Source organism: Streptomyces sp. NPDC002773 (genome assembly GCF_040295605.1).
GTDB lineage: Bacteria > Actinomycetota > Actinomycetes > Streptomycetales > Streptomycetaceae > Streptomyces.
The window spans coordinates 1-24,437 of record NZ_JBEOVO010000043.1; the positions used below are offsets into that span (position 1 = coordinate 1).

Annotated in this window: 19 protein-coding genes; 8 read left to right on the forward strand and 11 right to left on the reverse strand. The window is 72.5% G+C overall.

Annotated elements, in window-relative coordinates; genetic code table 11:
- Positions 1–105, forward strand: a 105-nt coding sequence (locus ABT034_RS31850) for an acyl-CoA dehydrogenase family protein (RefSeq protein ID WP_351220595.1), incomplete at its 5' end; no start/stop codon positions are given.
- A 56-nt stretch (positions 106–161) separates the two neighbouring features.
- On the opposite strand, the gene ABT034_RS31855 is transcribed toward ABT034_RS31850, so the two are convergent.
- Positions 162–629: a VOC family protein gene (locus tag ABT034_RS31855; protein ID WP_351220558.1), complete on the reverse strand. Its 468-nt coding sequence runs from the start codon at positions 627–629 to the stop codon at positions 162–164.
- Positions 630–764: 135 nt separating this feature from the next.
- Between ABT034_RS31855 and ABT034_RS31860 the strand changes: the two genes are divergently transcribed.
- A complete protein-coding gene (locus ABT034_RS31860) occupies positions 765–2,138 on the forward strand; it encodes a cytochrome P450 (RefSeq protein ID WP_351220559.1) in 1,374 nt (457 codons plus the stop codon).
- A gap of 67 nt (positions 2,139–2,205) precedes the next feature.
- Here ABT034_RS31860 and ABT034_RS31865 read toward each other — a convergent pair whose 3' ends face one another.
- Together ABT034_RS31865 and ABT034_RS31870 are read right to left on the reverse strand one after the other, a co-directional pair.
- Complete coding sequence (locus tag ABT034_RS31865; RefSeq protein WP_351220560.1) at positions 2,206–2,982, reverse strand: putative protein N(5)-glutamine methyltransferase; 777 nt, start codon at positions 2,980–2,982, stop codon at positions 2,206–2,208.
- The gene (locus ABT034_RS31870; protein WP_351220561.1) at positions 2,975–3,457 is read right to left on the reverse strand and encodes a glutathione peroxidase; all 483 of its coding nucleotides are present in this window, start codon (positions 3,455–3,457) and stop codon (positions 2,975–2,977) included. Before ABT034_RS31870 ends, ABT034_RS31865 begins: the two co-directional genes overlap by 8 nt.
- Positions 3,458–3,732: 275 nt before the next feature.
- On the opposite strand from ABT034_RS31870, the gene ABT034_RS31875 reads away from it, so the two are divergent.
- The gene (locus ABT034_RS31875; protein ID WP_351220562.1) at positions 3,733–4,803 is read left to right on the forward strand and encodes an RNA ligase (ATP); all 1,071 of its coding nucleotides are present in this window, start codon (positions 3,733–3,735) and stop codon (positions 4,801–4,803) included.
- A gap of 10 nt (positions 4,804–4,813) precedes the next feature.
- Here the strand turns inward: ABT034_RS31875 and ABT034_RS31880 are convergent, their stop codons facing one another.
- Both ABT034_RS31880 and ABT034_RS31885 read right to left on the reverse strand, forming a co-directional pair.
- A complete protein-coding gene (locus tag ABT034_RS31880; RefSeq protein ID WP_351220563.1) occupies positions 4,814–5,677 on the reverse strand; it encodes an acyl-CoA thioesterase in 864 nt (287 codons plus the stop codon).
- A 23-nt stretch (positions 5,678–5,700) separates the two neighbouring features.
- Entirely contained in the window at positions 5,701–8,214 is a 2,514-nt protein-coding gene (locus ABT034_RS31885) for a DEAD/DEAH box helicase (RefSeq protein WP_351220564.1), read from the reverse strand.
- A 131-nt stretch (positions 8,215–8,345) separates the two neighbouring features.
- Here ABT034_RS31885 and ABT034_RS31890 point away from each other — a divergent pair, with 131 nt between their 5' ends.
- Positions 8,346–9,137, forward strand: coding sequence for a metal-dependent hydrolase (locus tag ABT034_RS31890; RefSeq protein ID WP_351220565.1), 792 nt, complete (start codon positions 8,346–8,348; stop codon positions 9,135–9,137).
- A 48-nt stretch (positions 9,138–9,185) separates the two neighbouring features.
- Here the strand turns inward: ABT034_RS31890 and ABT034_RS31895 are convergent, their stop codons facing one another.
- A complete protein-coding gene (locus ABT034_RS31895) occupies positions 9,186–9,929 on the reverse strand; it encodes a TetR/AcrR family transcriptional regulator (RefSeq protein ID WP_351220566.1) in 744 nt (247 codons plus the stop codon).
- Between the two features lie 112 nt (positions 9,930–10,041).
- On the opposite strand from ABT034_RS31895, the gene ABT034_RS31900 reads away from it, so the two are divergent.
- Positions 10,042–10,749, forward strand: a complete 708-nt coding sequence (locus tag ABT034_RS31900; protein WP_351220567.1) for an NAD(P)-dependent oxidoreductase — start codon at positions 10,042–10,044, stop codon at positions 10,747–10,749.
- A 70-nt stretch (positions 10,750–10,819) separates the two neighbouring features.
- On the opposite strand, the gene ABT034_RS31905 is transcribed toward ABT034_RS31900, so the two are convergent.
- Together ABT034_RS31905 and ABT034_RS31910 are read right to left on the reverse strand one after the other, a co-directional pair.
- Positions 10,820–12,601, reverse strand: coding sequence for an ABC transporter ATP-binding protein (locus tag ABT034_RS31905; RefSeq protein WP_351220568.1), 1,782 nt, complete (start codon positions 12,599–12,601; stop codon positions 10,820–10,822).
- The gene (locus tag ABT034_RS31910) at positions 12,598–14,415 is read right to left on the reverse strand and encodes an ABC transporter ATP-binding protein (RefSeq protein ID WP_351220569.1); all 1,818 of its coding nucleotides are present in this window, start codon (positions 14,413–14,415) and stop codon (positions 12,598–12,600) included. Before ABT034_RS31910 ends, ABT034_RS31905 begins: the two co-directional genes overlap by 4 nt.
- 242 nt (positions 14,416–14,657) lie before the next feature.
- Between ABT034_RS31910 and ABT034_RS31915 the strand changes: the two genes are divergently transcribed.
- Complete coding sequence (locus ABT034_RS31915; protein ID WP_351220570.1) at positions 14,658–16,265, forward strand: peptide-N4-asparagine amidase; 1,608 nt, start codon at positions 14,658–14,660, stop codon at positions 16,263–16,265.
- A 46-nt stretch (positions 16,266–16,311) separates the two neighbouring features.
- Here ABT034_RS31915 and ABT034_RS31920 read toward each other — a convergent pair whose 3' ends face one another.
- The 3 genes from ABT034_RS31920 to ABT034_RS31930 all read right to left on the reverse strand — a co-directional run bounded on the left by ABT034_RS31920 (position 16,312) and on the right by ABT034_RS31930 (position 21,279).
- On the reverse strand, positions 16,312–17,706 hold the full coding sequence (locus ABT034_RS31920) for a Gfo/Idh/MocA family protein (RefSeq protein ID WP_351220571.1): 1,395 nt from the start codon (positions 17,704–17,706) through the stop codon (positions 16,312–16,314).
- Between the two features lie 120 nt (positions 17,707–17,826).
- Complete coding sequence (locus tag ABT034_RS31925) at positions 17,827–20,751, reverse strand: FAD-binding and (Fe-S)-binding domain-containing protein (protein ID WP_351220572.1); 2,925 nt, start codon at positions 20,749–20,751, stop codon at positions 17,827–17,829.
- A gap of 33 nt (positions 20,752–20,784) precedes the next feature.
- Complete coding sequence (locus ABT034_RS31930; protein WP_502973100.1) at positions 20,785–21,279, reverse strand: MarR family winged helix-turn-helix transcriptional regulator; 495 nt, start codon at positions 21,277–21,279, stop codon at positions 20,785–20,787.
- A gap of 109 nt (positions 21,280–21,388) precedes the next feature.
- Here ABT034_RS31930 and ABT034_RS31935 point away from each other — a divergent pair, with 109 nt between their 5' ends.
- Both ABT034_RS31935 and mltG read left to right on the forward strand, forming a co-directional pair.
- Positions 21,389–23,266: an ABC transporter ATP-binding protein gene (locus ABT034_RS31935; RefSeq protein WP_351220573.1), complete on the forward strand. Its 1,878-nt coding sequence runs from the start codon at positions 21,389–21,391 to the stop codon at positions 23,264–23,266.
- Between the two features lie 306 nt (positions 23,267–23,572).
- The gene (gene mltG, locus ABT034_RS31940; RefSeq protein WP_351220574.1) at positions 23,573–24,430 is read left to right on the forward strand and encodes an endolytic transglycosylase MltG; all 858 of its coding nucleotides are present in this window, start codon (positions 23,573–23,575) and stop codon (positions 24,428–24,430) included.
- Positions 24,431–24,437 lie beyond the last annotated feature (7 nt).

Below are 24,437 nucleotides of genomic sequence, written 5' to 3' on the forward strand. Positions count from 1 at the left end.
AGTCTTCTGTCAGCAGTTGCATACCGCGACGCCGCGATCTACACCATCTTCGAGGGCACCAGCGAGATCCAGCGCATGGTGATCAGCCGCGCGCTTGCGAAGTAGGAGGAGCGGGCAGGTCCCGGGCCGGTGCGCGCCCCGGGGCCTGCCCGCAGCCGCGCTCACACCAGACAGAACTCGTTGCCCTCCGGGTCCTGGAGGACCACCGCGTAGTAGTCCATGCCGTTCGGCTCGTCCATGGCATACAGGATCGTCGCGCCGAGCGCCGTCAGCCGGGACACCTCGCCGTCCACCCGCTCCCGGCGCAGAGCGAGCGGGACGTCGCGGCCGCCGCCGACCTTGAGGTCCAGATGGACCCGGTTCTTGACGGTCTTGGGCTCCGGGACCTGCTGGAACCAGACCCGGGGCCCGACGCCCTTGGGATCCACGATGGACTCCGGCAGCTCGCCGGCGTCCTCGCCCAACTCCTCCTCGGGGACGCCGATCGCCGCCCAGTACGCACGCCAGGTGGCGTGCCCGGCCGGCGGCGGATCCGGGACGTACCGCAGGGCCTCCAGCCAGAAGGGCACCAGCCGCTGGGGGTCGGCGCAGTCGATCGTCAGTTGCAGGGTCAACTCGGGTCGCTCCATGGGACGAGCCTCCCAGACGCCACTGACAACCGACCGGATCCGGACGGGTGTTCGCCACCTGCCCACCGCTACTACCCGCGGGTCACTTCCTGGGGGACAATCGCCCCGCAGGTGACGATCGAGGGGGAACCGCCCATGGCCACCACCACCGGTACCGCAGCGCCCGAACTCGCGGGACTGCCACTGCTCGGCTCCATGCTCGACCTCAAGAAGGACTCCCTGGGCACCTTCCTGCGCGCCCGGCACGAGCACGGCGACGTCGTACGGATCGCCGCGGGACCGCCCGGACTGCGCGCCGTCGTCTACGGCGTCTTCTCCGCCGAGGGCGCCCAGCAGGTCCTCGCCGGGGAATCGGCCAACTTCCGCAAGGACAACCGGTTCTACCAGGAGCTGCGCGAGTCCTTCGGCAACGGACTCCTCACGAGCCAGGACGAGGACTACCTGCGTCAGCGCCGGCTCGTCCAGCCCCTCTTCACCCGCCGCCGTGTCGACTCCTACGCCTCGGCCGTCGCCGCCGAGGTCACCACCCTCGTCGGCGAGTGGCAGGACGGCGGCGACGGAACCGTCGACGTCCTCCAGGAGATGACCCGCCTCGCCATGCGTGCCGTGGCCCGCATCCTCTTCGGTACGGACGTCGACACCGCCGTCGAGATCGTCGAGCGCAGCTTCCCCGAACTGGGCGCCTACGTGCTGCGCCGCGGCTTCTCCCCGGTCAACATCCCCCGCGACTGGCCCACCCCGGGCAACCGCAAGGCCGCCGCCGTCCACCGGGCGCTGTACGAGGTGTGCGACCGCATCATCGCCGAACGCCGCGGCTCCGGCGCGGCTCCCGGCGACGGGCAGGACCTGCTCAGCCTCCTCGTCGAGGCCGAGAGCGCCGAGGACGGCAGCTTCGACGCGACCGAGCTGCGCGAGCAGGTCCTCGTGTTCCTGCTCGCCGGCCACGAGACGACCGCCAGCTCCCTCGGCTTCGCCCTCCACCTCCTCGCCCTCCACCCGGAGGCGCAGAAGCGCGCCCACGAGGAGGTCGACCGGGTCCTCGACGGCCGTGTACCCGGCGCCGCCGACCTCGACGCGCTGCCGTACGTCACCCAGGTCCTCAAGGAGGCCATGCGGCTCTTCCCGGCCGCCGCGGTCATCGGCCGCCGCGCCGTCGCCGCCACCGAGATCGGCGGCGTCACCATCCCCGCGGGCGCGGACGTCATCGTCGCCCCCTGGGTCACCCACCGGCACCCGGAGTACTGGGAAGACGCGGAGCGCTTCGACCCGGACCGCTTCACGCCCGAGGCGGAGGCGGCCCGCCCCCGGTACGCGTGGTTCCCCTTCGGCGGCGGTCCGCGCGCGTGCATCGGCCAGCACTTCTCGATGCTGGAGTCGGTGATCGCCCTCGCGATGATCCTCCAGCGGTACGGCTTCGAGGCCGTCGACACCGAGGTGCCCGTCCTCCCCGCGATCACCCTCCAGGCGATGGGCCCGGCCCGCTGCCGCCTCACACCCAGGACGGCCTGAGGCGGCGGGGTGGCGACCTAGGGCCTGTCTGACAATTCCCGCCGGGTCCGGCCCGCCCGGACAGGCCCTAGCGGCGGGTCGCGACGACGACCGTCGCCCACCACTCCTCGGAGGTGATCACCTCGGGGGCCAGCAGGCCGCCCGAGACCTCCGCGACGGCGGCCACCGCCCCCTCGGCCTGCCGTTCGCTCGTCTCCACAAGAAGGCGGCCGCCGGGCGCCAGCCACTCCGGCGCCTCGGCGGCGACCCGGCGCAGCACGTCGAGACCGTCCGGGCCGCCGTCGAGCGTGACGAGCGGCTCGTGGTCCCGCGCCTCCGGGGGCAGCAGCCCGATCTCCTCGGTCGGTACGTACGGCACGTTGGCGACCAGGATCTCGACCCGGCCCCGCAGCTCCGCCGGCAGCGGCGCGAACAGATCACCCGCGTACACCCGGCCGCCGCGCGGCTCGACGTTCCGCCGGGCGCAGCACACCGCCGCCGGCTCGATGTCCGCCGCGTGCACCTCCGCGCCCGGCACCCGGTCGAGCAGCACCGCGCCCGCGGCGCCCGAGCCGCAGCACAGGTCGACGCAGACGGCTCCCGGCCGCGCCAGCCCCACCGCGTGTCCGACGAGGAACTCCGTACGCCGCCGGGGCACGAAGACCCCGCCGTCGACCTCGATCCGCAGCCCGTCGAACTCGGCCCAGCCCACGATGTGTTCCAGTGGCAGACCCGCGGCCCGCCGCTCGACCATCAGGTCGAGCTCGTCGGGTCCTGCCGCCGCCGAGAGCAGCATCTCCGCCTCCTCCTCGGCGAAGACGCACCCCGCGGCCCGCAGCCGTTCGACGACGCGTGTGTCAGACAAGCTGGGCCTCGATCGCGGCCACGACCTCGGGGGCGTCCGGCTCGGTGCGCGGACGGAAACGGGTGACCCGGCCGTCGCGGCCGATCAGGAACTTCTCGAAGTTCCACTGGACGTCACCGGCCTCGCCCTCGGCGTCGGCGACCTTCACCAGCTCCGTGTAGAGCGGGTGGCGGCCGTCGCCGTTGACGTCGGTCTTCGCCAGGAGCGGGAAGGACACGCCGTACGTCGCCGAACAGAAGGTCTGGATCTCCTCGGCGCTGCCCGGCTCCTGGCCCGCGAACTGGTTGCAGGGCACCCCGAGCACGGTGAAGCCGCGCTCCCCGTACTCCTTCTGCAGCCGCTCAAGACCCGCGTACTGCGGGGTCAGCCCGCACTTGGAGGCCACGTTCACCACCAGGACCGCGCGGTCCCGGTAGTCGGCGAGGGAGACCGGGTCACCGGTCAGGGACGTCAGCGGTATGTCGTACAGGCTCATGGACTGCTCCTCATCGGAATAGGGTCCGATCTCAACATGGGAGACGAACCACTGGCAATCGAGATCGATTCCGCGCCGGAGAAAGGGCCCCGGACATCCGCACCCGCCGCCACCAGGTGGAACAGGACACCCTGCCGGGCATCGACCGGGCCCTGTGGGGCCGTCGAGCCGGAACCCGGCGACGCTACCGGTCCGAAAACCACTGGCCCAGCCGTTTCCCCGGACAGCAGGGTGGGCGCCGATGAGACCGAGATCCGAGCACCCGGAGCCCTGAGATGTCCACCCTGCGCGTCACCGCCGAAGTCCTCACCGTCCATCCCCACCCCAACGCCGACGCCCTGGAACTGGCCCAGGTCGGGCTCTATCGGGCCGTCGTCGCCAAGGGCGCCTACCGGACCGGTGAGGTCGCCGTCTACATCCCGGAGCAGGCGGTGCTGCCCGCGGGGCTCGTCGACGAGCTCGGGCTGACCGGGCGGCTCGCCGGGAAGCAGTCGGACCGGGTGAAGGCGGTGCGGCTGCGTGGCGAGCTGTCGCAGGGGATCGTGTGCCGGCCCGGTGCGCTCGCGGGCGTCGACCTGACGCGGGCCGCGAGCGAGGGGACCGACTTCGCGGAGACGCTCGGCATCGTCAAGTGGGCGCCGCCGATCCCGCCGACGATGAGCGGTGACGTCGAGGTCGCGCCCGACCTGCTGCCCTGGGTCGACATCGAGAACCTCCAGCGCTACCCCGGCATGTTCGAGCCGGGCGAGCCCGTCGTCCTGACGGAGAAGCTGCACGGAACGGCCTGCCTGTTGACGTACCACGCCGAGGAGGGGCGCGTGCAGGTCTCCTCGAAGGGCTTCGGGGCGAAGGGGCTCGCCCTCCAGGAGGACCCGCGCAACCTGTACTGGCGCGCTGTCCACGGCCACGGTCTGCCCGCCGTCGCCGAGCGGCTGGCGAAACGTATCGGCGCCCGCCGCGTCGGCTTCTTCGGCGAGGTGTACGGCTCCGGGGTGCAGGACCTCGCGTACGGCGCCGACGCCCGGTCCGAGACCGTCGGGTACGCGCTCTTCGACGTGTCGGCCGAGATCGACGGCCGGGTGCGGTGGCTGGACCCCGCAGACGTCCTGGAGGCCGGCGAGGTCCCGCTCGTACCGCGGCTGTACTCCGGCCCGTACGACCTGGACACCGTCCTCGCGCACGCCACCGGCCGCGAGACCGTCTCCGGGCGGGAGGCGCACCTGCGGGAGGGCGTCGTCATCCGGCCCGCGACCGAGCGGTACAGCTCGGTCACCGGCGGCCGGGCCATCGCGAAGGCGGTCAGCCCGGCCTACCTGACCCGTAAGGGCGGCACCGAGTACGAGTGACCGGGACGGCCTACAGCGCGCGGAACAGGCCCTCCTGCACCACCGACACCAGGAGCCGGCCCTCGCGGTCGTAGATCCTGCCCCGCGCCAGGCCCCGGCCGCCCGTCGCGATCGGGGACTCCTGGTCGTAGAGGAACCACTCGTCCGCGCGGAACGGGCGGTGGAACCACATCGCGTGGTCGAGCGAGGCCATGTCGAAGCCCCGCGGGCCCCAGAGCGGCTCGATCGGGATCCGGACCGCGTCCAGGAGCGTCATGTCCGAGGCGTACGTCAGGGCGCAGGTGTGGACCAGCGGGTCGTCGCCCAGTGGACCGACGGCCCGCATCCACACCGCGGAGCGCGGGTCGGCGTCCTTGACCTCGTCCATGGTCCAGCGCAGCCGGTCCACGTACCGGATGTCGAAGGGCTGCCGGCGGGCCATCCGCTCCAGGGCCTCCGGCAGCGCGCCGAGGTGTTCGCGGATCTCGTCCGCGAGGTTCGGCAGGCTCTCCGGGTCGGTCAGATGCCGCGGCGGCAGCTGGTGCTCGAAGGCGCCCTCCTCCGGCTTGTGGAAGGAGGCCGTCAGGTTGAAGATCGTCCGCCCCTCCTGCACGGCCGTCACCCGGCGGGTCGTGAACGAACGCCCGTCCCGCACCCGCTCCACCTGGTAGACGATCGGCACCCCGGGCCGGCCCGGCCGCAGGAAGTAGGCGTGCAGCGAGTGCACCGGCCGGTCGCCCTCCGTGGTGCGTCCTGCCGCCACCAGGGCCTGCCCGGCGACCTGCCCGCCGAAGACCCGTTGCAGCGACTCCTGCGGGCTGCGCCCGCGGAAGATGTTGACCTCGATCTGCTCCAGGTCGAGCAGGTCCACGAGCCTCTCGGCGGGATTCGTCACGGCTGAGCTCCTTCGGGGGGTGTCTACAGCTGTCCGACGGACGTCACGCGGACCACCGCGCGGCCCTCCTCGTCGGAGGCCGCGAGATCCACCTCCGCGCTGACGCCCCAGTCATGGTCTCCGTTCGGGTCGGCGAAGGTCTGCCGGACGCGCCACAGGCCGTGCGCCGCGTCCTCCTCGATGGCGAGCAGCTTCGGACCGCGCGCGTCCGGACCCGTACCGAGGTCGTCGTACTCGTCCCAGTACGCGTCCATCGCGTCGCCCCACGCGTCCGCGTCCCAGCCGGACTCGGCGTCCAGCTCGCCCAGCGCGGACACGTTGTCGAGAGCGGCCAGCTCCACCCGGCGGAACATCGCGTTCCGCACCAGGACCCGGAAGGCGCGGGCGTTGGCCGTGACCGGCTTGACCTGGTCGGCCTTCTCCTGAGCCTCCTCGGCCGTCTGGACCTCCGGGTTCGCGAGCTGCTCCCACTCGTCGAGCAGCGAGGAGTCCACCTGGCGCACCATCTCGCCCAGCCAGGCGATCAGGTCCTCCAGGTCCTCCGTCTTCAGGTCGTCCGGGATGGTGTGGTCGAGCGCCTTGTACGCGCTCGCCAGGTACCGGAGCACGATGCCCTCGGTCCGCGCCAGCTCGTACCAGGAGGTGAACTCGGTGAAGGTCATGGCCCGTTCGTACATGTCACGGATGACCGACTTCGGCGACACCGGGTGGTCGCCGACCCACGGGTGCGACTTCCGGTAGACGTCGTACGCGTGCCAGAGCAGCTCGCCCAGGGGCTTCGGGTACGAGATCTCCTGGAGCCGCTCCATCCGCTCCTCGTACTCGACGCCGTCCCGCTTCATCTGGCCGACCGCCTCGCCGCGCGCCTTGTTCTGCATGGCGGCGAGGATCTGGCGCGGGTCGTCGAGCGTCGACTCGACGACGGAGACCATGTCCAGGGCGTACGAGGGGGACTCGGGGTCCAGCAGGTCGAAGGCGGCGAGCGCGAACGTCGACAGCGGCTGGTTGAGCGCGAAGTCCTGCTGGAGGTCGACCGTGAGCCGGATCGTGCGGCCTTCGGCGTCCGGGGTGTCCAGCTGCTCCACCACGCCGCCGTCGAGCAGCGAGCGGTAGATCGCGATGGCCCTGCGGATGTGCCGCAACTGCGCCTTGCGCGGCTCGTGGTTGTCCTCCAGGAGCCCCCGCATCGCCTCGAAGGCGTTGCCCGGCCGGGCGATCACCGACAGCAGCATGATGTTGGTGACCTTGAAGCGGGAGGTCAGCGGCTCCGGCTCGGCGTCGATCAGCTTGTCGAACGTCGCGTCGCTCCAGGCGACGAAGCCCTCCGGGGCCTTCTTGCGGACCACCTTGCGGCGCTTCTTCGGGTCGTCGCCGGCCTTCGCGAGCGCCTTCTCGTTCTCGATGACGTGCTCGGGGGCCTGCGCCACCACGTAACCGGCCGTGTCGAAGCCGGCCCGGCCGGCCCGGCCCGCGATCTGGTGGAACTCACGGGCGCGCAGGGTGCGCACCCGGGTGCCGTCGTACTTCGTCAGGGCCGTGAAGAGCACCGTACGGATCGGCACGTTCACGCCGACGCCGAGGGTGTCCGTCCCGCAGATCACCTTCAGGAGGCCCGCCTGGGCGAGCTTCTCGACGAGCCGACGGTACTTCGGCAGCATGCCCGCGTGGTGCACGCCGATGCCGTGGCGGACGTAACGCGAGAGGTTCTGGCCGAACTTGGTGGTGAAGCGGAAGTTGCCGATCAGCTCGGCGATCTTGTCCTTCTCCTCGCGCGTGCACATGTTGATGCTCATCAGCGACTGCGCGCGCTCCACGGCCTGCGCCTGCGTGAAGTGCACGATGTAGACGGGCGCCTGCCTGGTCTCCAGGAGTTCGGTCAGAGTGTCCGTGATGGGCGTCAGCCGGTACTCGTACGAGAGCGGCACCGGCCGGGTCGCGGAGCGGACCACCGAGGTGGGGCGGCCCGTGCGCCGGGTCAGGTCCTTCTCGAACATCGACATGTCGCCGAGCGTCGCCGACATGAGGACGAACTGGGCCTGGGGGAGTTCGAGGAGCGGGATCTGCCAGGCCCAGCCGCGGTCCGCCTCCGCGTAGAAGTGGAACTCGTCCATGACGACCTGGCCGATGTCGGCGTACTTGCCGTCCCGCAGCGCGATCGAGGCGAGGACCTCGGCGGTGCAGCAGATGACCGGCGCGTCCGCGTTCACGGAGGCGTCACCGGTCAGCATGCCGACGTTCTCGGTGCCGAAGATCTTGCACAGGTCGAAGAACTTCTCCGACACCAGCGCCTTGATCGGCGCGGTGTAGAACGTCACCTGGTCGTTCGCGAGCGCGGTGAAGTGAGCCCCCGCCGCGACCAGCGACTTTCCCGAACCGGTGGGGGTGGACAAGATCACGTTCGCCCCGGAGACGACCTCGATCAGCGCCTCTTCCTGGGCCGGGTAGAGCGTGATGCCCCGGTCCTCGGCCCAGGAGGAGAAGGCCTCGAAGAGGGCGTCGGGGTCGGCGGTCGGCGGCAGCTGATCGATAAGGGTCACGCCCCCATCTTGCCTGGATTCCGCTCGGATGAGGGAACCGGCCACCGGCCGCCAAGATCACGGACGATAGGCTCGTCCGTCGACCGGTCGTCAACTGAGCGCCGGCAGGGGAGAAACGGGGCGGGTCAACCATGATGGGACCGGCGCATTCGCTGTCCGGAGCGGCGGCCTGGCTGGGCGTCGGAGCGGCGGCGGCCGCCTTCGACCGGCCGATGCCCTGGCCGGTTCTCGTCGTCGGCGCGCTCATCTGCGCGGGCGCCGCCCTCGCCCCCGACCTCGACCACAAGTCCGCGACCATCTCCCGCGCCTTCGGGCCGGTCTCCAAGGGCCTCTGCGAGATCGTCGACAAGCTGTCGTACGCCGTCTACAAGGCGACCCGCTCCTCCGCCGACCCCCGCAGGTCGGGCGGCCACCGGACGCTCACCCACACCTGGCTCTGGGCGGTCCTGATCGGCGCCGGCGCCTCCGCCGCGGCGGTCACCGGCGGCCGGTGGGCGGTCCTCGCGATCCTCTTCGTCCATCTGGTGCTCGCCGTGGAGGGCCTGCTGTGGCGGGCCGCGCGGATGTCCAGTGACGTCCTGGTCTGGCTGCTGGGCGCGACCAGCGCCTGGATCCTGGCCGGCGTCCTCGACCAGCCGGGCAACGGCTCGGACTGGTTCTTCACCGGCCCCGGCCAGGAGTACCTGTGGCTCGGGCTCCCGATCGTCCTCGGCGCCCTCGTCCACGACATCGGCGACGCCCTGACCGTCTCGGGCTGCCCGATCCTGTGGCCGATCCCGGTCGGCCGCAAGCGCTGGTACCCGATCGGCCCGCCCAAGCCCATGCGCTTCCGGGCCGGCAGCTGGGTGGAGCTCAAGGTCCTGATGCCGGCGTTCATGCTGCTCGGCGGAGCCGGCGGCGCCTCCGCGCTCGGCTTCATCTGAAGCTCCATCTGCAGCGTCATCTGAAGCTTCATCGGACCCGGGCCGCTCTCAACCGCTCCGCGGTACCCCGAGGGTCGTCACGAGCCGGAGGAGTTCTTCCTGGAAGAGCTTGTCCGGGCTGGCCGTCTGGCGGCCGAGATGCCCGTACACCTCCAGGGCCACGAGTCCGTGCAGGTGGCCCCAGAGGCGCAGGGCGAGGGCGACGCCCGCGGGCGGCAGTTCGGGGAAGGCGGGGCGCACCTTGTCGAGGAGCCCGGCGTCGAAGTCGGACCAGGCGAAGGCGCTGTCCCGGTAGAGGGGTTCGGCGTACGGCCAGGCGGCCGCGGCGAGTCCCGCGAGGCCGGTGCACACCCGGCGGGCCGGGTCCGGGGCGGGGCCGCCCTCGGGGGGCCGGTAGCCGGGCACCGGGTCTCCGTACACGAGCCGGAAGCCCTCGGGGTTCGTCAGGGCCCAGGTGCGGAAGGCGCGGGCCCACGCCAGGATCCGGGCGGCCGGGTCCTCGGCGGGGGCGCCGGCCCAGGCCGCTTCCACGGCGTCGGCGAGCGCCCCGTACACATCGTCGATGAGCGTGGTCACCAGGTCGTCGCGGGTGGCGAAGTAGCCGTAGATCGCGTTGGCCGTCATGCCCATCTCGCGGGCGATGGCCCGCAGGGTGATGGCATCGGGGCCTCCCGAGGCCATCAGGCGCAGGGCCGTGCCCTTGATCTCGGCCGTGGTCTCGGCCCGGAGCCGCTCACGGCGTCCGCGCCCGGCCGGAGCCGTCCCCGTCCCTGTCTCCGAAGTCCCGGTCATGCGGGCACCTTACCGCCTTCTTGGTAGGCGTATGGAAACTGCACGCCGTGAACTTCACGGCGTATAGTTTTCTCACGGCGTCACGCCAGAGATGTGATCACAGGGGAGAGTCATGCGTATCGGAGTCATCGGAGCCACCGGCACCATCGGCAGCCGCGTCGTCGCGGAGGCCCTGGAACGAGGCCACCACATCAACGCCTTCAGCCGCGACGCCACGGAGGCGGCGGCCGGCGAGACCCGCGAGAACATCACCTGGACGAGCCTCGACGTCCTCGACCCCGAGGGCATCGCCGCCGTCCTGCCCGGACTCGACGTCCTCATCAGCGCCTTCCAGCCCGGGAACGCCTCCAAGGACCTCTCCGACACCGTGCGGCGCTCCATCGCCGACGCCGGCGTCTACGCCACCGCCGCCCGGGCCCTGCTCACGGCGCTGGAGAGCCACCCCAGGACCCGGCTGATCGTGATCGGCGGCGCGGGCAGCCTGGAGGTCGAGCCCGGTGTGGTGCTCGCCGACGCGGAGGAACGCCTCCACGAGACCCTCGACGCCGTCGGTCTGCCCCGCGCCTACGCGGCGGCGGTACGCGGCCACCGGGACGCCCTGAACGTGCTGCGCACCTCGAACCGGCGGTGGACCTACTTCAGCCCCGCCGAGGACATCGCCCCCGGCGAGCGCACCGGCCGCTTCCGCATCGGCGAGGACCAGCCCGTCCGCGACGCCGAGGGACGCAGCCGGGTCTCGGCGGAGGACGCGGCCGTGGCCCTCGTCGACGAGGCGGAACTGCCCCGCTTCGTCCAGCGCCGCTTCACGATCGGGTACTGACCGCCGCGGGGCCGGGCCGTCGTATCGACGGCCCGGCCCCGCGGCGGCTCGGTACGGTTCGCCTCGGCGGTCAGCCGTGCCAGGACCGCCACAGCGCTGCGTACGCCCCGTCCGCCTCGACGAGTTCCGTGTGGCTGCCCAGCTCGCTGATCCGCCCCGACTCGACCACCGCGATCAGGTCGGCGTCGTGCGCGGTGTGCAGCCGGTGGGCGATCGCCACCACCGTGCGCCCGTCCAGGACCCGGCCGAGCGAGCGCTCCAGGTGCCGGGCCGCGCGCGGGTCGAGCAGCGAGGTCGCCTCGTCGAGGACCAGGGTGTGCGGGTCCGCGAGCACCAGCCGGGCAAGGGCGATCTGCTGGGCCTGCGCCGGGGTGAGCGACCGGCCGCCCGACCCGACCTCGGTGTCCAGGCCCTCGTCGAGACCCCGGGCCCAGACCTCCGCGTCCACCGCCGTGAGCGCGGCCCACAGGTCCGTGTCGGACGCCCCGGTCCTCGCCAGGAGCAGGTTGTCCCGGAGGGTGCCCACGAAGACGTGGTGCTCCTGGTTGACCAGGGCCACGTGCTCACGGACCCGCTCGGCGGGCATCCGCGCCAGCTCGGCCGCGCCGAGGGTGACCGAACCGGTCCGGGGGGCGTAGACGCCCGCGAGCAGTCGGCCGAGGGTGGACTTGCCCGCACCGGACGGGCCCACGAGCGCGAGCCGGGTGCCGGGAGCCACCTTCAGGGTCACCTCGTGCAGCACGTCGACGCCTTCGCGGTAGCCGAACCTGACCTCGTCCGCACGGACAGCCCGGCCCTCCGGCGATACCTCCGCGTCGCCCGCGTCCGGCTCGATGTCCCGGACGCCGACGAGCCGCGCCAGCGACACCTGGGCGACCTGGAGCTCGTCGTACCAGCGGAGCACGATCCCGATCGGGTCCACCAGCATCTGCGCGAGCAACGCGCCCGTCGTCAGCTGCCCCACGTCGATCCAGCCCTGGAGCACGAACACCCCGCCGAACAGCAGCACGGAACAGAGCACCGTCATATGGGTGACGTTGACGACGGGGAAGAGCACCGAGCGCAGGAAGAGCGTGTACCGCTCCCACGCCACCCACTCGGTGATGCGCCGGTCCGACAGGGCGATCCGGCGGGCTCCCAGGCGGTGCGCCTCGACCGTACGGCCCGCGTCGACCGTCTCCGCGAGGGCGGCGGCCACCGCCGCGTACCCCGCGGACTCCGAGCGGTACGCCGAGGGCGCCCGCTTGAAGTACCAGCGGCAGCCCACGACCAGCAGCGGCGCCGCGAGGAGCGCGACGAGCGCGAGCGGCGGCGACGTCACCGCGAGGCCGCCGAGCAGCAGCCCCACCCACACGACACCGATGGCCAGCTGCGGCACGGCCTCGCGCATCGCGTTGGACAGCCGGTCGACGTCCGTGGTGATCCGGGAGAGGAGATCACCGGTACCGGCCCGCTCAAGGACGCCGGGCGGCAGGCCGACCGCGCGGACGAGGAAGTCCTCCCGCAGATCGGCCAGCATCTCCTCGCCGAGCATCGCCCCGCGCAGCCGGACGAGCCGCACGAAGAACGTCTGCACGAGCAGGGCGACCGCGAACAGCGCGACCGTACGCTCCAGATGCAGCTCGCGCGCCCCCGAGGCCAGTTCGTCCACCACCGAACCGAGCAGGTAGGGGCCGGTCATCGAGGCGATCACGGCGACCGTGTTCACCCCGATGAGCACGGCGAACGCCCGGCGGTGGCGGTGCAGCAGCTCACGGACGTAGGCGCGGACGGTCGCGGTGGCGGCGACCGGCAGCGTCGTCGCCGTCGTCGGGGCCGCCGGGTCGTACGCGGGCGGCGCCAGGCCGATCATGCCGATTCCCCTTCCAGTGCTTCGATCTCGCCGAGGCGGGGGCCCGCCGTGTCGAGTTCCTCGTCGGTCTCGCGGGTGACGACCGCGCGGTAGCGGGGCTCCCGAGCGAGCAGCTCGCGATGGGTGCCGACGGCGACGGCCTGGCCCTCGTCGACCAGGACGACCCGGTCGGCGCGGTCCAGGAGCAGCGGTGAGGAGGCGAGGACCACGGTGGTCCGTGCCTCGCGCAGCTCGCTGATGCCGGCCGCGACCCGGGCCTCGGTGTGCGCGTCGACCGCCGAGGTGGGCTCGTCGAGGACGAGCACCTCCGGGTCGGCCATCAGGGACCGGGCGAGCGCGAGCCGCTGCCGCTGGCCGCCGGAGAGCGACCGGCCCCGCTCGGTGATGCGGGTGCGCATCGGATCGCCGTCGCTGTCCACGGAGGCCTGCGCCAGCGCGTCGAGGACGTCCTCGCACCGGGCGGCGGCGAGCGCCTGCGCCGGAAGCACCTCGCCGGAGCGGGGCACGTCGAGCAGTTCGTGGAGGGTGCCCGAGAGCAGGACGGGATCCTTGTCCTGGACGAGGACGGCCGTACGGGCGGCCCCGAGCGGCAGTTCGTCGAGCGGGACCCCGCCGAGCAGGACCGAGGTGTGGTCGGCGCCCGGCTCCGCCGGGTGGCCGCCGAGCCGGTCCGCGAGCCGCCCGGCCACGTCCGGGTCGCCGCAGACGACCGCGGTGAAGCGGCCGGCGGGCGCGAGCAGCCCGGTCAGCGGGTCGTACAGGTCGCCGTGCGCCTTCCGGTCCTCGCCCCCGGCACCGGTGGCGTCGGTGGTGGTGGACGTACGGGCCAGGGCGAGCACCCGGGCGGCCCGCTTCGCGGACGGCCGGGAGAAGGAGAAGGCCATGGCGATCTCCTCGAAGTTCCGCAACGGGTAGAGGGTCAGGGCCACGGTGCTGTAGACCGTGACCAGCTCGCCGACCGTGATCCGCCCGTCGAGCGCGAGCCGCGCCCCGTACGCCACCACGACGATGAGCAGGATGCCGGGCAGCACGACCTGGGTCGCGGAGATCAGCGCCCACATGCGCGCGCTGCGCACGGCCGCCCTGCGGACCTCCTGGGAGGCGGCGCGGTAGCGGCCGAGGAACAGCTCCTCGCCGCCGATGCCGCGCAGGACGCGGAGTCCGGCGACGGTGTCGGAGGCCAGCTCGGTGGCCTTGCCCGCCTTCTCGCGCTGGACGTCCGCCCGGCGGGTCGCGCGGGGGAGGAGCGGCAGCACGGACAGGGCGAGGAAGGGGATGCCGACGGCGACGACGACGCCGAGGGACGGCTCGTAGACGAAGAGGCCGACGCAGATGAGTACGAGCACGACGGCGCCCGCGACGAACCGGGAGAGGGCCTCGACGAACCAGCCGATCTTCTCGACGTCGCCGGTGGAGACGGCGACGACCTCGCCCGCGGCGACCCGCCGGGTCAGGAGCGAGCCCAGCTCGGCGGTCTTGCGGGAGAGCAGCTGCTGGACCCGGGCGGACGCCGTGATCCAGTTGGTGACGGCCGTACGGTGCAGCATCACGTCACCGATGGCGATCGCGGCGCCCATGACCACGAGCAGCACTCCGGCGACCGCGAGCCGCCCCCCGTCGCGGTCCACGACGGCCTGCACGGCGATGCCGGTGCCGAGCGGCAGTCCGGCGATGCCCAGGTGGTGCAGGAGTCCCCAGAGCATGGACTTCACCTGCCCGCCGAGCTGCTGACGGCCCAGCCAGATCAGGAACCGGGTGCCCGAGCGGACATCGGGGACCCCTGGGTCGGCGTAGGGAAGATCTCGAATCTGCATGGCGTCCCAGGGTCTCCGGGTCTTGTCTCGTCTGGGGGGATACGCACGCCGGGGGTGTGCGACGGCGGTGTTCGACGGCGTGCGTGACGGTCGTGGTGCGTGACGGCGGGGTGGAAACCGTGCAAGGTTCGCTTTTTCCCCGCCCGGCGGCAATCGATTTTCCCCACGACGGAACAGATCGCGCCATGTCCGCTCATCGCCCTCTGGACCGCAGGACGCCGACCACGCTTCACTTCCGCCCCATGAGATCACTCAAGATCATGAGCATGCTCAGCGGTCTGGCCCTCGCCGCGAGCGCGCTCCTCACCGCCCACCCGGCCGCCGCCGACGGTCCGAACGGCCCGACGCCCCCGGCCGAGTTCACCAGCGACTGGCACGACCCGGTCACCGCCGCCCCGCCCGTCGACACCCCCGGCACCCGCAGCTGCGAGGTGACCCTCGCCGTCGCCCAGTTCCGCGACTTCACCCCCTACCAGGGGAGTTACGCCCCGCCGAAGGAGTGCGGCACCCGTTGGAACAAGGTCGTCCTCCGCCTCGAAGGCAGCGTGAAGGGCCGTCAGTACGACCGCCTCGGCCACCTCACCGTCGGCGGCGTGGAGATCTTCCGCACCTCCACGCCCCAGCCCTCGCCCGACGGCATCACCTGGTCCGTCGAGAAGGACGTCACCCGCTACCGCGACACCCTCAGCCGCCCGCAGCCGGTCGAGATGCTCATCGGCAATGTCGTGAACGAGACGTACACCGGCGTCCTCGACGTCCGCGTCACCCTCACCTTCCACACCGCCCAGGGCCGCGTGAAGCCCGCAGCCGGTACGCCCGACCGGGTGATCCCGCTCACCGGCGCCACCCTCACCACCCCGCGCAACACCGAACGCGTCCTCGCCGAGGTGTACGCCACCGGCTCCGGCGGCGGCTGCGAGGAGTACTGGTACCTCTCCGTGCCCGACGCCGCCCCCTACTCCTGCCGCGCCGCCGAAGGCCCGCACCGGGAGGTCCGCGTCTCCGTCGACGGCCGCCTCGCGGGCATCGCCGCGCCCTTCCCCACGGTCTGGACCGGCGGCTGGTCCAACCCCTTCCTCTGGTACGTCACCCCCGGGCCGCGCGCCTTCGACGTCCAGCCGATCGTCTACGACCTCACGCCCTTCGCCGCCCTCCTCAACGACGGCCGTGCCCACCGCGTCGACGTCGCCGTCGCCGGGGTCCCCGCCGGGCAGGTCGGCTGGTCCACCCCCACCAACGTGCTGCTCTGGCAGGACGAGGGCAGCCGGGTCGTCACCGGCGGCCTCGACCGCCACGAGGAGAGCGTCCCGCGCAACTCCTCCCGCTACACGGCGGGTTCGCCGCACCGCCTGGACACGGACGCGGACCACCGGCTGACCGTCGCCGGGCATCTGAACACCTCGCACGGCCGGGTCCGCACCACCGTCGACCGGACCGTCGCCCACACCTCCGTCCACCGCTGGGGCGAGGACGAGAACCCGGACGCGTTCACCGCGCGCTGGACCGACCGGGAGTCCGTCACCTCCGGCCGGACGGTCACCCGCACCGACCGGACGTACACCATGGACGGGGAGACGACGATCGGCGCGGGCGACCGGCTGCGGACGGTCCTCACCCTCGGGGACCGCGCCGCCGCGAGCGTCGTGCGCGACGGACGGCGCCTCTCCTGGTCGTGGCTCGACGACACGTACACCGGGGACGCCACGTACACCACCGGTGTCCCGCGCGACCAGCGGCACGCGGTCGGCACCACGAACGAGCGGTACCGGCTGTACGGCTCCGACGGCTGCCACGACCGGAGCGTGACGACCGTCCAGGGCACCGTCACGCAGGACCTGCGGCGCTGCTGAACACGGCGGTGCCCGGACCCGTACGCGGGACCGGGCACCGTACCCCTCAGGCGGGTTTCGCCGAGTCCAGACCCGCGCGGGCCTTGGCCCACTCGCCGCGCGTGAAGTCGGGGATCTCCTGCGGGGCGCCCTTGGCCTTGATCGAGGCGTCGCTCAGCGGCAGCGGCGCCGTCCAGGTGGCGGCGTCGTACACGTCGAAGTCCGGCGTGAGCCCGAGCCGCATGCACTGCATCAGCCGGAACACCATCAGGTAGTCCATGCCGCCGTGGGCGCCCGGCGGGTTCGCGTGGTCCTTCCAGAGCCAGTGGTCGAACTCGGCCGCGTACGCCGAGAAGTCGCCCCACTCGTCGTCCTTGTGGTCCGGCTCGATGTACACCCGCGCGGGGAAGTCCTCGAAGACGCCCCGCGTACCGCCCAGACTGTTGATCCGGCTGTACGGGTGCGGGGTGGACACGTCGTGTTCGAGGCGGATCACCCGCCCCTTCGCCGTCTGGACCAGGCTGACCGTCCGGTCGCTTCCGGTGTACGACTCCTTCCAGCTCGGGTCGCCGGCCGGCACGTTCTCCTCGCGGTACTCGGCGAGGCTCAGCGCCGGCGTGCCGAAGCTGCTGATGCTCACTGCCCGGTCGCCCCGGTTGACGTCCATGTAGGTGGCGACGGGACCGAAGCCGTGGGTGGGGTAGAGGTCGCCCCTCATCCGCGTGTGCCACAGCCGGCGCCACGGGCCCTCGTAGTACGTCGGGGAGAACAGCAGCGCGCGTAGGTCGTGGTTGTACGCCCCCGCGCCGTGCAGGAGCCGGCCGAACTTGCCGGCGTGCGCCATCCGCAGCACCCGCAGCTCGTTCCGGCCGTAGCAGCAGTTCTCCAGCTGCATGCAGTGGCGGCGGGTCTGCTCCGACAGGTCGACCAGCTCCCACAGCTCGTCGAGCCGCATCGCGACCGGGCACTCCACGCCCGCGTGCTTGCCGTTCAGCATCGCCGCACGCGCGATCGCGAAATGGCTCTCCCAGGGGGTGGCCACGTACACGAGGTCGACGTCCGAGCGGGCGCAGAGCTTCTCGTAGTCGCTCTCGCCGTTCGTGTACAGGGCGGGTGCCGGGTGTCCGGCCGACCTGACCTTGGCGGCCGCCCGCTCCGCCTTGTCGCGTACGGGGTCGCAGACGGCGGTCACGCGGACCCCGGGGAGCGACAGGAAGTGGCCGATCATCGCGGCGCTCCGGTTGCCGTACCCGACGATGCCGACCCGGACCGTGGAGCGCTTCTCGAAGGGGACGCCGGCCATGGTGGCCCCACGGCGCTTCGGCGCGGCCACGACCCCTGAGGCCTCCGCGGCCCGGGCGGACGGGCCGCCGAAGGCGCCGGCGCCGAGCCCCGCGCCGGCCGCCGCGGCGGTCCCGAGGACCTGGCGGCGGCTCGGGCCCCCCGGCGTCTGCTCGTTCATGGAACCTCCCGGACCGAGTGCACGGCCGTCCCGTCGGATGGTCGGACTGTACGGTGCCGGACCTCGCGCCGAGCGGTACGGATCACCCACCGTCACCCGAACAGACGAAGGGAGGGGCCGTCAGGGGCGCGTCGCACGCTCCAGGGCGAGGAGCACCGACCCGTAGGTGCGGCCCGTCGCCCGGTCCATCCCGATCTCGCACATCCGGTTGGCCGAGAGATACGCGTCGAAGGACCGCGCCGTCACCTCGGCCGCCTCACGGGCGGTCGCCGAGGCCGTCAGCTCCGGACGCAGCATCCCCCGGTCGCCCGCGAAGGCGCAGCAGCCCGCGTCGGCGGGGACGACGACCTCCTCCGCGCAGGCCTGCGCGAGCACCGTCAGCTTCTCCTCGTCGCCCAGGTGCCGCATGGAGCACGTCGGGTGCACCACGGCGGAGGCGACACGGCGGCGGACGTCGAGCCGGGGGAGCAGCTCGTCCGCCGCCCACACCAGCGAGTCCACCACCGTCATCTCCGCGTGCAGCGCCCGGTTGTCCTCCGTCAGGTACGGCACCACCTCGTGCGCGAGGCCGAGCGTGCACGAGGAGGCGTCCACCACCAGCGGCAGCGTTCCGCCCGCCGTCCACCCCCAGGCCGCCTCGACGATCCGGTTCGCCATCACCTCGTTGCCCCGCCGGTACCCCTTGGAGTGCCAGATGGTCGCGCAGCACGTACCGGCCACGTCGTCCGGGATCCACACCGGCTTCCCCGCCCGGGCCGACACCGCGACCACCGCCTCGGGGAGCGAGGGCCCCCGGTCGCCGTCGGGACCGCCGAAGATCCGGTTCACACAGGCCGGGTAGTAGACGGCGACCGCCGCCGGGCGGTGGGTGCGGGGCAGCCGCCGCGCCGCCGCGCCCGGGATCTGCGGCAGCCACTCGGGTACGAGGTCGCTGCTGACCGCCCGGCGGGCGAACCCCGTCACCGACTCCAGGACCCGGTCCCCGATCCGGTCCGCCGCCGCGACCGCGAGCCGCGCGGAGGCCTCCACGGCCCGGAAGTTCCTCGCCGCGAGGGCGGCGATCCGCTCCTCGCGCGGCGAGTGCCGCTCGTGCCGGAACTCCTTCATCAGGGCGCCCGTGTCGATCCCCACCGGGCAGGCCAGCTTGCAGGTCGAGTCACCGGCGCAGGTGTCGACGGCGTCGTACCCGTACGCGTCGAGGAGCCGGGCCTCGACGGGCGAGCCGGCACCCTGCCGCATCATCTCGCGGCGCAGCACGATCCGCTGGCGCGGAGTGGTCGTCAGGTCCTTGCTGGGGCAGGTCGGTTCGCAGAAGCCGCACTCGATGCAGGGGTCGGCGATCCGCTCGATGGACGGAATCGTCTTCAGACCGCGCAGATGGGCGTGCGGGTCGCGGTCCAAAACGATCCGCGGCGCCAGGACCCCGTCGGGGTCGACGGCCTCCTTGATCCGCCACATCAGGTCGGTCGCCTTCGTCCCCCACTCCAGTTCGAGGAAGGGCGCGATGTTGCGGCCGGTGGCGTGCTCCGCCTTCAGGGAGCCGTCGAAGCGTTCCACGGTCAGCTTGCAGAACTCGTCCATGAAGCGCGCGTACCGCTCGACGTCGGTGGGGTCGGCCGCGTCGAAGGCGAGGAGGAAGTGGAGGTTGCCGTGCGCGGCGTGACCGGCCACGGCCGCCTCGAAACCGTGCCGGGACTGGAGCTCGCGCAGCGCCGCGCAGGCCTCCGCGAGCCGGGCCGGCGGCACGGCGAAGTCCTCGGTGATCAGGGTCGTACCGGACGGGCGGGCGCCGCCGACCGCCGCCACGAAGGCCTTGCGGGCCTTCCAGTACCCGGCGATCCGCCGCGGGTCGCGGGTGAACGCGTTCTCCACGGAGGCCACCGGGGCCACCAGGTGCAGCCCGGCGAGGATCTCGTCCGCCGCCCGTTCGTACGCCTCCCGCGCCGCCGCGTCCGGCGCCCGGAACTCCACCAGGAGCGCCGCCGTCTCCCTCGGCAGCTCCGCCCAGTCCGCGGGCACGCCCGCCACGCTCACCGATGCCCGCAGCGTGTTGCCGTCCATCAGCTCGACGGCCAGCGCCCCGGCCTCGGTGAAGAGGGGAACGGCGGCCGCCGCCGCCGGCAGCGAGGGGAAGAAGAGCAGCGCCGTGGACACCTCGCGGTCCAGCGGCAGCGTGTCGAAGACGACCTCCGAGATGAAACCGAAGGTGCCCTCGGAGCCGACCATGAGGCCGCGCAGGATCCGCACCGGGGTGTCGCCGTCGAGGAAGGCGTCGAGCCGGTAGCCGTTGGTGTTCTTGATGGCGTACTTGGCGCGGATCCGGGCGGTCAGCTCGGCGTCCGCCTCGATCTCCGCCTTGATCGCCGTCAGTTCCGCGCACAGCCTCGGCTCGGCACGCGCCAGTTCCTCGTCGGCGGCCGGGTCGGCCGTGTCGACGACGGTCCCGCTCGGCAGGACGAAGGTGAGCGAGGAGACGGTCCGGTACGAGTTGCGGGCCGTCCCGGCCGTCATGCCCGAGGCGTTGTTGGCGACGACCCCGCCGATCGTGCAGGCGACGGCACTCGCCGGGTCGGGGCCCAGGACCCGCCCGTACGGGGCGAGCGCGGCATTGGCCCGTACGACGGTGGTGCCGGGGCGGATCCGGGCGCGCGCGCCGCCGTCCAGGACCTCGACGCCCACCCAGTGGCGGCGCACGTCGACCAGGATGTCCTCCCCCTGCGCCTGCCCGTTGAGGCTGGTGCCGGCGGCCCTGAAGACCACGGAGCGGCCCTTGCCGTGCGCGTACGACAGGATCGTGGAGATGTCGTCGATGTCCTCGGCGACCACGACGACCTGCGGCACGAAGCGGTAGGGGCTGGCGTCCGATGCGTACCTGACCAGGTCGGAGATCCCCGACAGGACCTTCTCCGCGCCGAGGAGTTCGGTGAGCTCCTCGCGCATCCGCCGCGGCGTGCCCCGGGCCTGGAGCTCCGGGACGCGGTCCGGGGCCGGACTCCGCTTCGTACCGGGGCGAAGGGCCTGCGGGTTCGGCTCGAACAGCGGCATCTCAACGGCTCCCCTTCGGCGCGCCCCCGGGGGTCAGCAGCCGCCCTCCGGGCCGGGGTCGACCAGGGCGGACAGCAGACCTCCGAGTACCTCGCGCTGTGCGGCGGTCAATGGAGCAAGGATGTCCTCTGCGGCCGCCCGACGCGCGCTTCGCAGTTCCCGCAGCGTGGCGCGGCCCGCGTCGGTGAGCTCGATCCGCACCACCCGCCGGTTGCTCGGGTCGGGCACCCTGCGCACCCGGTCGACGGCCTCCAGGCCGTCGACGAGACTGGTCACGGCGCGCGGGACGACCTCGAGCCGGGCCGCGAGGTCGGCCATCCGGGGCGGCTCCCCGAAGTGCGCGACCGTCCGCAGCAGCCTGGACTGGGCGGGGGTGATGCCGACCGGCTCCAGGTGGCGCTTCTGGATGCGGTGCAGCCGCCGGGTGAGGCGCAGGAGCTGCTCGGCGAGGAGCCCGTCGGCGTCGGTCCTGGTCAGCGGGGCGGATGTCGGCCGGTCGGAGGTGTCCAGCGGGTCGGAGGCGGTCATGTGGGAACAATATCAGGATGTAGTTCATTGTGAGTATAGGTAACAATGAGCTAAGGTCTTCGTCGGCCCCGCACCCGCGGCGGCCGACCCGAACCCCTCGAAGGAGCCCATGCGCCCCCACGACCAGTCCGACTGGACGCCCCCGCCCCGCGACTCCGCACGACCGAAGGAGCCCGCGCAGCTGCGGCGCATCCTGGGACTCTTCCGCCCCTACCGCGCCCGCCTGGTCGTCGTCGGCCTCCTGGTCGGCGCCGCCTCGCTCGTCACGGTCGCCTCACCGTTCCTGCTCAAGGAGATCCTGGACACCGCGATCCCCCAGGGCCGCACCGGGCTGCTCAGCCTGCTCGCCCTCGGCATGATCGCCACCGCCGTCCTGACCAGCGTCTTCGGCGTGCTCCAGACCCTGATCTCCACCACCGTCGGCCAGCGGGTCATGCACGACCTGCGCACCGGGGTCTACGAGCAGCTCCAGCGGATGCCGCTCGCCTTCTTCACCCGCACCCGCACGGGTGAGGTCCAGTCCCGCATCGCCAACGACATCGGCGGCATGCAGGCGACCGTGACCTCGACGGCCACCTCCCTCGTCTCCAACCTCACTGCCGTCATCGCGACCGTCGCCGCCATGCTCGCCCTCGACTGGCGCCTCACGCTCGTGTCGCTGCTCCTGCTGCCCGTCTTCGTCTGGATCAGCCGCCGCGTCGGCCGTGAGCGCAAGCGGATCACCACCCAGCGCCAGAAGCAGATGGCCGCCATGGCCGCGACCGTCACCGAGTCCCTCTCCGTCAGCGGCATCCTGCTCGGCCGGACCATGGGCCGCGCCGACTCGCTGACGAAGTCCTTCGCCGCGGAGTCCGAGCGCCTGGTCGACCTCGAAGTGCGCTCCTCCATGGCCGGACGCTGGCGGATGTCCACCATCGGCATCGTCATGGCCGCCATGCCCGCCCTGATCTACTGGGCCGCCGGCATCGCGGTGAGTTCGGGCGGCACCCAGATCTCGCTCGGCACGCTCGTCGCCTTCGTCTCGCTCCAGCAGGGCCTCTTCCGGCCCGCCGTCAGCCTGCTCTCCACCGGCGTGCAGATGCAGACGTCCCTCGCGCTCTTCCAGCGCATCTTCGAGTACCTCGACCTGCCCGTCGACATCACCGAACCCGCCGAGCCGGTCCGGCTCGCCGAGGTCCGCGGCGAGGTCGCCTTCGAGCACGTCACGTTCCGCTACGACTCCGAGGGCGAGGGCCGCCCCACCCTCGACTCCCTCGACCTGGCCGTCCCCGCCGGCGGCAGCCTGGCCGTCGTCGGCCCCACCGGCTCCGGCAAGTCGACCCTCAGCTACCTCGTGCCGCGGCTCTACGACGTCACCGGCGGCAGGGTCACCCTCGACGGGGTCGACGTGCGCGACCTGGACTTCGACACCCTGGCCCGCGCGGTCGGCGTCGTCTCCCAGGAGACGTACCTCTTCCACGCCTCCGTGGCCGACAACCTCCGCTTCGCCAAGCCGGACGCCACCGACGAGGAGATCGAGGCCGCCGCCCGCGCCGCCCAGATCCACGAGCACATCGCCTCGCTCCCCGAGGGGTACGACACCCTGGTCGGCGAGCGCGGCTACCGCTTCTCGGGCGGCGAGAAGCAGCGCCTTGCCATCGCCCGCACCATCCTGCGCGACCCGCCCGTGCTGATCCTCGACGAGGCGACCAGCGCGCTCGACACCCGTACGGAGCACGCGGTGCAGCAGGCCATCGACGCCCTCTCCGCGGGCCGCACGACGATCACCATCGCCCACCGGCTCTCCACCGTCCGGGACGCCGACCAGATCGTCGTCCTGGACGCGGGGCGGATCACGGAGCGCGGCACGCACGACGAACTGCTCGCGCGGGACGGCAGGTACGCGGCCCTGGTCCGCAGGGACGCGCGCGGCGCCTTGGCCGCCACGGGCGTCGCAGACGGAGCCGAACAAACGAACGTGGGAGCGGTTGTTCCCCAGAACGTGTGATCGTTCCGGGAATCGTTGCCCCACTCCCGTACGGCGTCGGAAGATTGCGGTGCGCGATCGACGGGCTGCAGACCGTGACCGCGCGGTCCCGCTGAACGCAGCAGTCCCACTGCTGTACCTGTACGAGGAGAAGCACCACCATGAACGTCATCACCGATCTGCTCGCCGGCGTCTTCCACTTCCTGGGATGGCTCGTCTGACGATCGCAGTGCCCGGCGCCGTCGGCTCCCCGTCCCAGGGGGCCGGCGGCGCCGCCGCGTGCGCGGGTTCCCCGGATTCCGGTACGGACCGGGTTAGCGTGCGGCCATGACGTACCGGCCGCCGTCACCGTACGCACCCCCGCGTCGCCGCTCCCGACTGACCAGGCGCGGCAAGGCAGCGCTCCTCGTCGGAGCGGCTCTCGCCGTGGCCGCCGCGGTCACCGTCCCGCTGCTCCTGACCCGTGACGAACCCGCCGTCGAGCAGCCCAGGGCGCTGCTCGTCCCCGAGGGGTGGCGGGCCGGCCAGGTCTACACGGCCGTCGACCGGGCGCTCGGCCTGCCCGAGGGGACCGCGCGGAAGACGGCGACCGCGCCCGGGACCGCCCTTCCGCTGCCCCCGGCCGCCGGCGGCAACCCCGAGGGCTATCTCTTCCCCGCCACCTATCCGGTGCTCGACGCCACCACCCCGGAGGGCCTGCTGCGCTTCATGGTGGACACCGCGGGCAAGCGTTTCGGAGCCGCGCGGATCGTCGAGGGGGCCAAGGCGCGGCGACTGAGCGTGTACGAGACGGTCGTCGCGGCCAGCATCGTGCAGGCCGAGGCGGACAACCCGGAGGACATGGCGAAGGTCGCCCGGGTCGTCCACAACCGGCTCGCCCGGGGCATGGCGCTCCAGATGGACTCGACGCTCAACTACGCGCTGGGCCGCAGCACTCTGGACACGACGCACGAGGACACGCGGACCGCGAGCCCGTACAACACCTACGAGCGGAAGGGCCTGCCGCCGACACCCATCGGCAACCCGGGGGACATGGCCCTGGACGCGGTGATCCGACCGGCGGACGGCGACTGGCTCTACTTCGTCACGGTGGCACCCGGAGACACCCGCTTCACGGCCGACTACGCGGCCCACCAGGCCAACGTGGCCGAGTTCAACGCGATCCGGGGCGCCGCGAAGGGGTGAACCCGCC

Coding starts and splice junctions, on each gene's coding strand:
- ABT034_RS31855 (WP_351220558.1), bottom strand. CDS start 629: ATGGAGCGACCCGAGTTGACCCTGCAACTGACGATCGACTGCGCCGAC.
- ABT034_RS31860 (WP_351220559.1), top strand. CDS start 765: ATGGCCACCACCACCGGTACCGCAGCGCCCGAACTCGCGGGACTGCCA.
- ABT034_RS31870 (WP_351220561.1), bottom strand. CDS start 3,457: ATGAGCCTGTACGACATACCGCTGACGTCCCTGACCGGTGACCCGGTC.
- ABT034_RS31875 (WP_351220562.1), top strand. CDS start 3,733: ATGTCCACCCTGCGCGTCACCGCCGAAGTCCTCACCGTCCATCCCCAC.
- ABT034_RS31890 (WP_351220565.1), top strand. CDS start 8,346: ATGATGGGACCGGCGCATTCGCTGTCCGGAGCGGCGGCCTGGCTGGGC.
- ABT034_RS31895 (WP_351220566.1), bottom strand. CDS start 9,929: ATGACCGGGACTTCGGAGACAGGGACGGGGACGGCTCCGGCCGGGCGC.
- ABT034_RS31900 (WP_351220567.1), top strand. CDS start 10,042: ATGCGTATCGGAGTCATCGGAGCCACCGGCACCATCGGCAGCCGCGTC.
- ABT034_RS31905 (WP_351220568.1), bottom strand. CDS start 12,601: ATGATCGGCCTGGCGCCGCCCGCGTACGACCCGGCGGCCCCGACGACG.
- ABT034_RS31910 (WP_351220569.1), bottom strand. CDS start 14,415: ATGCAGATTCGAGATCTTCCCTACGCCGACCCAGGGGTCCCCGATGTC.
- ABT034_RS31915 (WP_351220570.1), top strand. CDS start 14,658: ATGAGATCACTCAAGATCATGAGCATGCTCAGCGGTCTGGCCCTCGCC.
- ABT034_RS31920 (WP_351220571.1), bottom strand. CDS start 17,706: ATGAACGAGCAGACGCCGGGGGGCCCGAGCCGCCGCCAGGTCCTCGGG.
- ABT034_RS31925 (WP_351220572.1), bottom strand. CDS start 20,751: ATGCCGCTGTTCGAGCCGAACCCGCAGGCCCTTCGCCCCGGTACGAAG.
- ABT034_RS31930 (WP_502973100.1), bottom strand. CDS start 21,279: ATGACCGCCTCCGACCCGCTGGACACCTCCGACCGGCCGACATCCGCC.
- ABT034_RS31935 (WP_351220573.1), top strand. CDS start 21,389: ATGCGCCCCCACGACCAGTCCGACTGGACGCCCCCGCCCCGCGACTCC.
- mltG (WP_351220574.1), top strand. CDS start 23,573: ATGACGTACCGGCCGCCGTCACCGTACGCACCCCCGCGTCGCCGCTCC.